10 protein-coding genes are annotated in these 11,879 nt (G+C 63.0%); 4 read left to right on the top strand and 6 right to left on the bottom strand.

The window, feature by feature from the left end:
• A partial coding sequence (locus tag ACNFCI_RS20120) for an RHS repeat-associated core domain-containing protein (protein WP_416768149.1) occupies positions 1–994 on the top strand: 994 nt, incomplete at its 5' end.
• A 20-nt stretch (positions 995–1,014) separates the two neighbouring features.
• Here the strand turns inward: ACNFCI_RS20120 and ACNFCI_RS20115 are convergent.
• From ACNFCI_RS20115 to ACNFCI_RS20095, 5 genes are all read right to left on the bottom strand, one after another.
• Complete coding sequence (locus tag ACNFCI_RS20115; RefSeq protein ID WP_324817356.1) at positions 1,015–1,608, bottom strand: DUF4157 domain-containing protein; 594 nt, start codon at positions 1,606–1,608, stop codon at positions 1,015–1,017.
• Positions 1,609–1,841: 233 nt separating this feature from the next.
• Positions 1,842–2,387, bottom strand: coding sequence for a cupin domain-containing protein (locus ACNFCI_RS20110; RefSeq protein ID WP_084853600.1), 546 nt, complete (start codon positions 2,385–2,387; stop codon positions 1,842–1,844).
• An 82-nt stretch (positions 2,388–2,469) separates the two neighbouring features.
• A complete protein-coding gene (locus ACNFCI_RS20105) occupies positions 2,470–3,675 on the bottom strand; it encodes an MFS transporter (protein ID WP_084853605.1) in 1,206 nt (401 codons plus the stop codon).
• 48 nt (positions 3,676–3,723) lie between these two features.
• On the bottom strand, positions 3,724–4,257 hold the full coding sequence (locus ACNFCI_RS20100) for a cytochrome b (RefSeq protein ID WP_084853598.1): 534 nt from the start codon (positions 4,255–4,257) through the stop codon (positions 3,724–3,726).
• A complete protein-coding gene (locus ACNFCI_RS20095) occupies positions 4,254–5,306 on the bottom strand; it encodes a catalase family peroxidase (RefSeq protein WP_084853596.1) in 1,053 nt (350 codons plus the stop codon). Before ACNFCI_RS20095 ends, ACNFCI_RS20100 begins: the two co-directional genes overlap by 4 nt.
• 123 nt (positions 5,307–5,429) lie before the next feature.
• Between ACNFCI_RS20095 and ACNFCI_RS20090 the strand changes: the two genes are divergently transcribed.
• From ACNFCI_RS20090 to ACNFCI_RS20080, 3 genes are all read left to right on the top strand, one after another.
• A complete protein-coding gene (locus ACNFCI_RS20090) occupies positions 5,430–5,945 on the top strand; it encodes a sigma-70 family RNA polymerase sigma factor (protein ID WP_368830222.1) in 516 nt (171 codons plus the stop codon).
• Positions 5,942–6,694, top strand: coding sequence for an anti-sigma factor (locus ACNFCI_RS20085; RefSeq protein WP_368830221.1), 753 nt, complete (start codon positions 5,942–5,944; stop codon positions 6,692–6,694). The genes ACNFCI_RS20090 and ACNFCI_RS20085 overlap by 4 nt, the downstream gene beginning before the upstream one ends.
• Positions 6,695–6,786: 92 nt before the next feature.
• The gene (locus ACNFCI_RS20080; RefSeq protein WP_368830220.1) at positions 6,787–11,286 is read left to right on the top strand and encodes an NEL-type E3 ubiquitin ligase domain-containing protein; all 4,500 of its coding nucleotides are present in this window, start codon (positions 6,787–6,789) and stop codon (positions 11,284–11,286) included.
• Here the strand turns inward: ACNFCI_RS20080 and ACNFCI_RS20075 are convergent.
• A complete protein-coding gene (locus tag ACNFCI_RS20075; protein WP_084853587.1) occupies positions 11,283–11,867 on the bottom strand; it encodes a TetR/AcrR family transcriptional regulator in 585 nt (194 codons plus the stop codon). The genes ACNFCI_RS20080 and ACNFCI_RS20075 overlap by 4 nt on opposite strands.
• Between the last annotated feature and the right edge of the window lie 12 nt (positions 11,868–11,879).

The following is an 11,879-nucleotide window of genomic DNA, read 5'->3' as shown; positions in this document are numbered from 1 at the left end:
TGCCGGTAACTTGATCAGCCAGGAAGAGTACTACCCCTTTGGCGGCACGGCGGTATGGGTTGCGCGTAATGAAATCGAGGCGAGTTACAAGACCGTGCGCTATTCAGGCAAAGAGCGAGATGCCACAGGCCTGTACTACTACGGCTACCGCTATTACCAGCCTTGGGCGGGGCGATGGTTGAGCGCGGATCCGGCCGGTACGGTGGACGGGTTGAATCTATTCAGAATGGTAAGCAACAACCCTACGACATTGGTGGATAAACAGGGCTTGGTAGAGGAGCATGCCAACCCGCCGACAAACCCTTGGACGCCCGCCATCGACTATCTGGCCCGGGAAACTGACCCGGCCGAGCAAGCGGAACCTGTTTCGGTGCCCGCTTTCACCGAAGACGGGTTAAAGGCCATTTTTGCGCAATTGAACCTACAGGAAGGAGCGGCTGCATCCCCACCGACGCGGGCAGGCAGGGTAGAAAACAATGCCATCATCCTCTGGGAACGGAAAAAGGGTGATAATGACGTGGTGTTCTACGCAGATTTTCTGGGGACGGGGCTCGCGGCGTTCGTGACGCATGGTGGCGACGATGGAAGCTTGATGAATGCCCAGGGGGAGCCTCGGCCGGCACGTGAAGTTGCAGAAAAGGATATCAAGCCCTGGCTGGAGGGTATTGGTTACGAAGAGGGCAAGGAATTCATTCTGTTGGCGTGCAGTGCAGGAAGTACCGGTGCCGCCCGCGAAGTTGCAAGAACATTGAAGAAATACCAGGTCCGAGGCTACCGGAAGACCATTTTCGTCAATGCACCTCAATACATGAAAAAAGTGAATGTAAGCCCTTTTCATTGCAGCACTACATTGCCGACGGAAAAGAAATCTATTTTTAGGAGAATTTTCGGTAAAAAGGGACCGTTCACGGACCAGCCGGGAAGACAGTTAGCGACTTACAAAGTCTTCGATGGCGCAGGACGTACGATCAAACAGCGCAACCAGAGTCATTGAGTTACGCTCTCGTAATTCCACTATCGGGCTCGCCCGGCGCTGTTCTGCCGCAACGCCTTGGCCACCTGCGCTTCGATCTTGTAGGCAGGCGCCTCGAGGTCATCGTAGTTGCGTGTATACCGTCGGGCGAATTCCTCGACACCCAGTTCCTGGTACTGCTGTACGTGCTTGAGTTCATGGGCCCAGAGCGCGACATTGTCCTCGGCATCCTGCGCATGACGGAAGATGATCGTGTCGATCAGGGTCACCGCGTTCACGTCCGGGTTTTGCAACACCGCATTGGCCGCGCTCATCTGCTGTTCGTTGCCTACGCGATAACGCGCCGCATCGAGCACGGCGAAGTCGTACCAGGGCTCGAGCTGGGCGCGGATGTGCAGGGGGATTGGCTGGGTGCCGGCGGCGGTCGCCTCGTCGCGGGCCTGACGCAAGGCAAAGGCCAGGCTGCCGGAGGCCATGGTTTCCATGTCCTTGAGGATCTGGCCCGCCTGGCCGGGGTCGACCGGCGCGCAGAAGCAGCCCATCAGGCACACCTCGTACTGGCCCGGTGGGCAGGTGGTTTGCGCGAATACCGGAAGAGCGAGCACGAGGCCGAACAAGAGACTAGCGTGCTTCATGCAAGGCCCTAATAACATAGCGTTCGTTTATTCATGATCGTCTCAACCCGGGGCCGCCATGACAGCACGACAGGACGTGTTCGTCGAGGCGGCGTTGGGCTGAGGCGGCTTCGTGGAACCAGGAGGGCGTTGCCCTCCTTTTCGTGGCACCAGGGCGCTCTACACGGTGTGGCCCCATTCTGTAGGAGCGGGCTTGGCCCGCGATTGGGCTGCGCAGCAGCCCCAGGCGCCGATCAGAAGTTGGCCGGGGTGTTGGCGCTGATGATCTCGGCTTCGTCAGGGCCGATGTTCTTGAAACTGTGCGGCAAGGTGGTGGGGATGTAGTACCCGTCGCCGGAATTGAGAATGCTCACATGCCCATCGACCCACAATTCTACTGTGCCACGGGTGACCAGGCCGCATTCTTCGCCTTCGGAGTGCACGATCGGCTCGCCGGAATCGGCGCCCGGGGCATAGAGCTCGCGCAGCATGCGCATCTGACGACCTTCGACGCTGGCACCGACCAGCAGCATGCGCAGGCCGTTGCGGCCCAGGTCCGGTTGTTCGCTGGCACGGAACACGTAGCGCTCTTCGCGCACGGGCTCGTCGAAACTGAAGAACTCGGCCAGGGACATCGGGATCCCTTCGAGCAGCTTTTTCAGGGAACTGACCGACGGACTGACACGGTTCTGTTCGATTTGCGAGATCGTCGAGTTGGTCAGGCCACTGCGGCGGGCCAGTTCCCGTTGGGAGAGGTTGTTGCGTTCACGCACCAGTTTGAGTCGTGTCCCCGTGTCCATAGCCGCCTTGTTAGATAGAGAGGTGTCAAAAATAATGGGCGACGCATTAAAGCACACTCTGGGCGGCAACGCGCTGTGCTTGTCAGTGGCGTTGGTCGGTGGGCGTCGGCCACACTCCGATCACCAGTAACAGCATGCCCACCGCCAGGAAGGGCAGGCGTGGGTCCAGGGCATAGACCAAGGTGCCGGCCAGCGGCCCGATCACGGCGCCCATGCCCTGGGCGGCGCCAACGGAACCGGCGGTCGCGCCTTGTTCCGAGGCATGCATGGCATTGGCCGCCAAGGCCGAGAAGGCGGGGAAGACAAAGCCCATGCCGCCAGCCGCGACGAAGAACGAAGCCCACAGCCAGGGTGCGCTGGCGGCCAGTGCGGCACAGGCGAAGCCCAGGGCCGAAACGCTGGCACCGATGCGGATCATCTTCAGCGGCGGCCACTCCAAACGCCGCAGCAGCACTTGCACCAGTATCAGCGCCACGCCGACCATGGTCAGGGCGATGCCGGCAGCCTGGGCGGCATCGGCCGGGCCCAGTTGCAGGCGATCGAGCGCGAAGAAGCCGACGGTGATCTGCGACACCGTCACGCTGAGCATGGCGCTGAAGGCTACCAACAAGGGGCGGCGTAGGCGTCGGTCACCCAGCCGTACCGGGCTAGGCTCATGGCTATGCGCCAAGGGTGGAGGCTTGAGTTTGAACAGCAGCACGAGGAAGGCACCCGCTGGCAGCAGCGACATCACATAGAAGGGCATGCTCAAACTGTGGCGCGCCAGCAGCGCCGCCAGTGCCGGGCCCAGCACCAGCCCCACGGCATTGGCAGCGCCCAGCGAGGCCATGGCGCGCACCCGGCGTTGCGGCTCGACATGGTCGGCGATCAGGGCATTGGCGCTGACCGGCAAGGCAGCATAGAAGGCGCCGATCAGGCCGCGGGTGAGCATCAGGCCGACGAATGCCAGGGTCGCCCCCGGCATCCAGCGCAGCGCGCCGTCGATGAAGAGGCACAGCGACCAATATGAAAGCGTGAACCCCGCGCTGCCCAGCAGCAGGATGCGCCTGCGCCCGTAGCGGTCGGCGGCGCGCCCCCAAGGCTGGGCCAACATCACCCAGACCACGCCCGCAACGGTGACCGCAGCGCCGGCCTGCCAGGTGGCCATGCCCAGCTGGCGGGCGATCGGGCCGATCAACGACACGAAGGCCATCATCGACAGGGTGCACGCACCGCTGATCAGCAGCAGTGGGCGCAGGTCCAGGGTCGCAGGAGGCGTTGGAACAGCAGGGTCCTTTGCAGCGCTCATGGGCAGTCCAGTCGGTTGGAGGTCGATGCCCAGTTTGCCCCGCAACGCTCATTCGCCGCGGCGCACAGGGCCAGGCCACATGCTACGCAATACGCCGTCCCGGCGCACCCAGGCATGCATCAAGGCCGCTCCCAGGTGTACGAGAATGGTGGCGAACAGCAGGTAGCCGGCCCAGCCGTGGGCCTGACGCAGCGCTGCGTACAGTTGCAGGTTGTGCGGGGCGATGGCCGGCAGTTGCAGCGGGCGCGGGTAGTCGCCGGCCGACAGCATGGCCCAGCCCAGCAGCGGCATGGCCAGCATCAGGGCATACAGCAGCAGGTGCGAGGCACCGGCGGCCAGGCGTTGGATCGCCGGCAGGTCATGTGGCAAGGGGGGATGGGGCAGCGCCAGGCGCAGGGCGATGCGCAACACCACCAGCACCAGCAAGGCCAGGCCCGTGGCCTTGTGCAGCTCGACCATCAGTGGATGGCGGGGCGACAGATCGCCGACCATGCTCACGCCGATGAACAGCATTGCCAGGATCAGCACGGCCATCAGCCAGTGCACCAGCCGGGCGAGGGGATGGAAGACAGTGACGGTCATGGACGGGCTCCGGTATCGAGGGACTCGCGGCTGCGGCGATTGAAGGACTCCGAGTACGCGGCCGAGCGGGCCGCCAGGATCGGGTCGGCGGAAGGCGTGATGCCCGGGGGCAGGATCAGCGGGTCGAAGTTGATGTCGCGGCAGGCGCCTTGCTCGGGCGCGTCGACCTGTTCGATGACCAGGGTGCCGGCATCGACGCGGCGCCTTGCGGCGGGCCAGGGGCGCGAGGCGTCGTCCTGCGGGTCGCCCGGCTCGGCGAGTACCAGGATCAGGCTCCAGCGCAGCGGGCCCTGGCTCAGGCGCTGTTGCAGATCGTGTTGCAGGAACTGCTTGTCGTCGATCTGCGCTGGCAGCGGGGCGAAGGGGGTCTGGGGCTCCAGCTGCCAGCGCACCGGATGGGCCTTGTCGCCGCCGTCCCTGAGCACGAAGGCATTGATGCTGTGATACTGGGTGCTGGCGAAGCTGTCGCTGGGTTTGTAGCTGGCGGCCCACTGACGGAAGGCCGCACTCTCCGGATGCGCAGCGAAGAAGGCTTGCAACTTTGCCGGGTTCGGTTTGCCAGTGGCCGGATCCGGCGCCATGGCCAGGACCTGTTCGTAGAACGCTTGCGGCGTGCCGATCGCGAGCACTGGCGGGTTGTTCATGCCGGTCCGCCAGATGTGTCCGTCATCGGTGCTGAACTGCAGGGCCAGGCTGCGTACCGGGATGCTGGTGTCCGGGGCGAACGGGTTGGCGCCACCGATGGCAAATCGGCCAATGACCGGCACCCGAGGCTGGCTGAACACCCTCGCGCTGGACAGCGGCTCGGCCAGCCCGCTGCTCTGGAAATAGCCGCTCACGCACAGGCCTTTGGCGTGGTTCTTGCGATAGCCAGGGTAATGGCCGGCCTGGGCTTCGAAGGTGTCGATGATGCGCTGAGGCGTCAGCGCCGGGGCGCCGATCCAGCCGGCGGCGTAGGCGAAGCCGGCGCCCAGGGCCAGCAGGGCCGCGCCGATGGCCGTCAGGCGCAAGGCCTTGGCCGGGCCGTGCAGAGGAGTGGTCATGGTCAGGTTCCACGCAGTGAATGAGCCGGTACGACGGGCTGGCCGGAGATTTATTCCCGCCGTGGGAATAAATGTCGTGCGGGCGCGTCTGCCCCTTTAGACTGACCCCCAAAGGCCCGGGACCTGACCATGCATGACCTGGATGAACAACAGTGGCGCGAACTGCTGCAACGGCTGCGCCGCTTCGCGTTGTGGCTGTGCCGTGAGTCGGGCAGCGCCGACGATCTGGTCCAGGCCACCGTCGAGCGCGCCCTGCGCCGCAGCGGGCAGCAGCGTGACGCCGACAGCCTGCGCGCCTGGCTGTTCACCATCCTCTATCGCCTGTTTCTCGACGGCAAGCGCCGCGAGCACCTGCATGCCCGCTGGCTGGCCTGGTTCGGGCGTGGCCAGGAGGACGCGGTGGGTGGCGAAACCGAGCGCATCGTCCTGGCCCATGCCGATCTTGCGGCTTTCGCCCGACTGTCCACCGAACAGCGTGCGTTGCTGTTGCTGGTGAGTGTCGAAGGGTTGAGCTACAAGGAGGCCGCCCAAGCCTTGGGCATCCCCATCGGTACGGTCATGTCGCGCCTGTCGCGTGCCCGTGCCGCCCTGCGCGACATGACCGAGGGCCAGCCCACGCCCCCGGCCTTGCGGAGACTGAAATGACCCTGTTGATTCCCACCGAACATGAGCTGCATGCCTACGTCGATGACCGGCTCGACCCGGTGCGCAGAGCCCAGGTTCAGGCCTGGCTGGCAGCCAATCCACAAGAGTCGGCGCGGGTGGACGCGTGGCGCAACGACGCCCGGCGCCTGCGCGCGGCCCTGGCCGGCTTCGAGCAGAACAGCACTACTACCGACTTGGACCTTGGCCAGTTCAGGCGGCGCTTGCGTCGGCGTCGCCAGCGGCAGTGGGCATCGGCTGCGCTGCTGCTTCTGGCGCTGGGCGTGGGTGGGTTCGGTGGCTGGCAAGCCCGTGAAGCGACGCTGGTGGTCGATACCCTGCCGATGGCGGACGCCGTGCAGGCCCATCGTCTGTTTGCAGGGGCGGCCACGCTGGATGTCCAGGCCGGCGACCCGCAGCGCCTGCAGGCTTGGCTCGAGCGCCACTTCGACCGCGTAGGGCAGTTGCCGGACCTCGGTGTCTACGGGTTCCAACCGGTGGGCGCCCGGTTGCTGAGCAACGAACAGGGCCCGGCGGCGCTGCTGGTGTTTCAGGACAACAAGGGGAAGCGCATCAGCCTGTTCCTGCGCTCGCCCAGCGAACGGTTTGCACGCATGCCCAGCGGGCAGCGGACGGAGGGGCAGCTCGAAGCGCGCTATTGGTCCCATGGCGCTTACAACTTTGCCTTGGTCGGCGCCGCCGACGATGGACGTGCCGATCAATTGCGTCAGGCGTTGGGTGTGAGCCTGTAGTCGCGGGCTCGCCAGGTGTAACTATTTAACGCGTGCCCCTGGACCGACCTCTCTAGCCTCACCGCTTCATTTCTCGGTGGGGGATTCGCGGTATGGGTAACGTCAGTGACAATGCGCAATCGACGGCGATGGACATGATGGCCATTGCGCAGCAGTTCCAGGATCAAATGATCGCCAAGCGTCTGCCCGACTGGATGGGCAAGGTCCGGACTTCTGATTTCACGCTATTGAGGGATGCGCTGGCCGAAGGGCTGCAAAGCCGTCAGCGATTGGCCAAGTGCTGGAGCAAGATCGAAAGCCTCGACAGCTTCTGCATCACGCGCTTGAACACTGCGCTGCAAGAGCAGTTCGACGCTGGTCTGGATGCAAAACAGCACTTCCTGCGCCAGTGGTATACCTACACGAGCCCTGAGCACAGTTATTACACCAGCCACTACCCGACGCCTGCGAGCGATTACTTCGACGTGTCACTGCTCAGCGCGGCAATGTCCAACTTCAGCAAGGCCCAGGCTGCCGAAGGCGGGCAGCATGTGCGTAACACGCTGGTCAATGGACCAGGTGTCACTGTCGAGACCCCCTCGGTAATGGAGTTTGCAAGGTTTTGCCGGGAACTGGACCTGGGGGGGCAGTACCAGAGCCACCTTGAAGCGGTACTCGAGGCCAAAGAGCAGCAGGAGGTCCAGGACTGCAAAGCCTTGCTGAAGATGCAATATCGCTCAAACCTCTTGGTGGATGCCTTCAAGGCTCACGCCGAAGGTGTGCTCAGGGACGCCGAGCTGGAATTGATCATCGGTCTGTATACCGACGGCAAGCTGGGGCGGCTCGAAGGCGCACCGGTGGTCGCCAAGCAGCTCAAGGCATTCGACTGTCACCTTCAGCAGATCGTGGTGTTGGACGTGATCGACGAAGGCCTGCTGCTCAACAGCAGCAAGCGGGTGCTGGTTTATATCCCAGGGGATCGACAAGGTGCCTGGTGCGTCGCCAAGGACCTGGAAAGCTTCGCCAGGAAGATCTTGGGCAAGCGCCTGCGTGATGAGAACTACCGGCAGTTCTTCGAGCGTTTCGTCCCCCAGCGCGACCGCCCAGCATTCTTTGCCAGCGTCAAACAGCGGGTGGGCGATGTGGCCGACTGGGCCACGCGAGAGCTGGACCAGCACATGAAGGCCTACCCGACGCCCTTGTTCGAGCACCTGGCGACGATGCGCATCCAGCAAATCAAGGACGATGCGGCAGTATTCGCCACACCCGTCGCGAGGATCGACGGTGATACTGCATTGGCCAAGAGCGAGCGCCGGCATGCGCAGGGAATGGCACTGTTGGCGCTTGCAGGGCTGTTCATCCCGGCCGTCGGTGCGGCCTTGCTGGCGGTGATGGCCTGGGAGCTGCTCAGCGAAGTGTTCCAGTCGGTCAAGGACTGGCGGGAGGGGGACACCAACGCGGCCCTGGACCATCTGGTGAACGTAGGTAAGGACATAGCCCTGCTGGCTGCTACGACTGCCGGGATCGCGGCGGCGCGGACGCTGTGGACGCGCAGCATCATCGTGGATGGTCTGGTACCGGCGATGCTCGAAGATGGCAGCGAAAAACTCTGGAACCAGGACCTGGCGCCTTACGTCAGCGAACCGCCACCTGCGCAGGCCATCGTCGATGAACGCGGGGTCTATCGCCTGGGCGAGCAATCCTGGATCGAGATGGAGGGGCATTACTACCCGGTCTACCAAGCGCAGGACAGCGAGGATTGGTACCTGGAGTCTTACGAGAACCATGCGCCACTGCTCGAACACAATGGTGCCGGTGCCTGGCGGCTGTGGAGCGAACGGCCTGCGGAATGGCGCGGCACCGAACGTATGTTTCGCAGGTTCGGTGCCACGTACGGCCGCCTGAGCGATCAGCAGATCCGACAGGCCCTGCTGGCCCATGGCCTGGAAGAGGACCATCTGCGGGCTGTGCATGTCTTTGCCACTGCCCCTGAGGCAGAACTGACCGATACGGTGCATCGCTTCGTGCTGACCAATCGCATCGTTGAGCTCAGGGATCGCTTGCAGGGAGGTGGAACTGTGACGGACCTGGCGCTGCTTCACGAAGCACTGGCCCTGCGAGGCGCGACAGGGCTGGAAGGCGAAGCCCTGGCCGAGTTGGTCTGGGATCAGCGACGGTTTTTGTTTCAGCGCCTTTACGACCAGAGCAATACGATCGAGGACGCTTCGGTGCAAGCGTTGCGTCGGGATTTCCCCAGCCTGCATCGGCTTGCTGCCGAGCAGCTCCTGAGTGAGGCAAGCGATGGTGACCGTGAGCTGTTGGCCCAGACCGGGCGGATCCCCTTGCTGATGGCCCAGGCTGCCCGGCAACGGGCGCTGCGTATTCGGGTGGCGCGGGTGTTCGAGGGGCTTTTCATCGACACACCGCAGACGCTCGATATGGCACGTGGCGTCATCAAACTGATTGATACCTTGCCGGGGGCGCCTCAAGGCCGGCATTGGGTGCTGTTCGAGGGGGACGGCCTGCTGGCGCCTCAGTCTACAAACGGGGCCATCGAGACGATCCACCTCAGCCACCAGGACGGCATGTTCGTATTGCGTGATGAGCGTGGCCATCCGCTTGACCAGCCCGGCGAGTTGTTCGACGTGTTGGCAGACGTGTTCACCCAAGCGCAGCGAGAGGCGATGAATATTGGCGAGCCGTTCGCCGAACAGCTTCGCGAGGCGTTGGCCAAGGACGTAGCCTCGCGCCGCCAGGACCTGGCCGAACTGATGGGGCGTGAACAGCCCACGCCTTCCTTCCTGGTGCCGTTTCGTCTGGACGATGGTCGGGTCGGTTATCCGTTGAGTGGAGGCCGGCGGCTCTTTGGTTTCGGCAGCCCCCGGTCGCTGAGGGCCAAGCTTCGGTACTTGTACCCCAGCTTCGGTGACAGGGATATCCAGGAATGGCTGCGAGCCATGCAGGAAGGTGGCAACAATCTACAGGATGCGCTTAACGACCTGGAGGATCAGCACGAACTGCTCACCACTACCCTGACGAGCTGGCAGCGAGAGGGGCTCCTTCACTATGAGCGCAACGCGCGCTACCTGATGCGTAAGGAACTGATCCGTTGCTGGCGCCAACTGATACCCGAGCAGCCCAAACCGTTGGAAGATCAGTTGCGTTACAGGTTTTCCCTCAGGGGGCTGGATGTGAGCCGTTTGCCGGGGCTTCCCGAGCCAATCAGTTTCCCACACGTTAGCGCGATCGACTTGCGTTCGATGGCGCTTGAACAGCTTCCCGACGGTTTCTTGAATGCTTTTCCGAACCTGCTTTCGGTGGAAATCACCCATTGCAAGCTGAAGCGGTTCCCGCAGATGACTGGTTTGCGGGGGCGCTTGCGAATTCTCGATCTCTCCGACAACAAGATCCGCCTGGATGCCGAGCAGGTAAAGCTGATCAACGAGTGCACAGCATTGGAATATCTGAACCTGTCACGCAACCCGCTGAAACTCCCATTTTCAATTACGGGAATGCCAAGGCTGACAACATTGATATTGCGTGATGCCCAGCTGGACTCAATGCCCGTTGGTGTGCAATCGCATCAAACGCTGTACGAACTGGACATGATGGGCAATAACCTTCTGGTGGTGCCTGAAAATCTTCGCGAGTCGCCGCTGTGGGACAAAGGCAGGGTACGTTTTTCAAGTAAGGCGCTGGAGCTTTGGGTGAAGCAAGTACGTGCCTGGTATCGGCCCGATGACGGCAGGGTTCCGGCGCGCTTGCTTTGGCTGGATCGTATCGATGCCAAGAACCGGGACGAAATGGCGCATCGCTGGCATCTACTGGTAAGCGATCCCGAATCCGAGGAATTCGTTCGGGTGTTGGAGCGCCTGGTGCAATCCAAGGACTTTGCCCTAGACCAAGCCTCACGCGACCTGGCTGACCGCATCTTCTCCCTGCTCGGCGCTATGGCCGAAGATGAAGCGCTGAACGCGCATTTGTTGGCACTGGCTCAGGAACCCAACTGTGGTGACAATGCCCTGTTGCGTTTCGTCGATCTGGAAAACTGGAAGCTGGCGTGGGACGCCGAGCATAATGAGTACGAAATCGATCCAGAACCTGGGCTGTTGCGCTTGGGGGGACAGCTTTGGCGGCAAAACGCGTTGGAGGAGTACGCCAGGCGTTTTGCCGCAAGCATGCCTGGTCCTGTGGATGAGGTCGAGGTGGTGCTCGCATTTCGGGTTCGTTTGTACAAGGACCTGAAGCTGCCGGGCCACCCCAGTCAAATACGTTTCGTAGAGGTGGTGGGCAACATTGAGGAAGGCGTCAAGAACGCCCGCGAAACCATTTTGGGAGGCCAGGACGAGGACACGCTTTCATTGTGGATGGTCAACCAGCCCTTCTGGAACAAGTACCTGGAGCATGCCTATGGGTCCAAACTCAAGCTGCCTCGAGAATACCGCAAGCAAGAGCAGGAGTTGTCCCGCCGCGGTGGGACCCGGCAGGAATTTGATGCGCTTCAGGCCCAAGTGAACCAATGGCGGCTCGACCAGCGCCTGGCGTTGACCAAGGCGGTGATGCGCCGACAGGCGTCGCAGTGGCAGCTCTCGACACCAGGCGAGCCGGTCTAGCCCAGCGTACGCTCCAGCGCGCCGAGCAACAGGCTCTGCATCAAGGCCAGCCCTTGGTCGCTGTCCAGCCCACGCCCGCTCAACTGCCCGGGCAGCTGATTGAGCAGCGTGGCCAGCACATGCCCGGTGGCTGCCAAGGCCTGGCCCTGCAACCGGGCCTGTGGCGCGATCAAGTGCAGCAGGCCCTTCTCGTAGCGTGCCCGTGCGCTGGCCAGACGGGCTTGCTGGTCTTCGTTCAGGCAGCAGAAATCCCGCTCGGCCAGGCGGAACTGCAGGGGGCGCTCCTCGTGCAACTGCCAATGTGCGGCAATCAAACAAGGCAGCACCGCCTGGCCGCGCGCGAGGGCGCGCCGGCCTTGATCAAGGGTCGCTTGCAGCTCTTCGTAGAGCTCCTCGATCAAGTCGTACAACAGGTCCTGTTTACTGGGGAAATGGTGATACAGCGAACCTGGGGTCAGGCCCACATGCGCCGCCAGCTCGCGCATGCTGACCTGACCAAAGCCTTTTTCGGCAAAGAGCGCCATGGCCTTCTCGCGGCGCTCTTCGAAGTTCGCACAGCGTAGGGCGGCGGTGACTGGCATGACGCACTCCCG

It is taken from the genome of Pseudomonas sp. NY15356, assembly GCF_048068175.1.
Taxonomy (GTDB): domain Bacteria; phylum Pseudomonadota; class Gammaproteobacteria; order Pseudomonadales; family Pseudomonadaceae; genus Aquipseudomonas; species Aquipseudomonas putida_K.
This window is presented reverse-complemented; position numbering and strand designations above follow the sequence as displayed.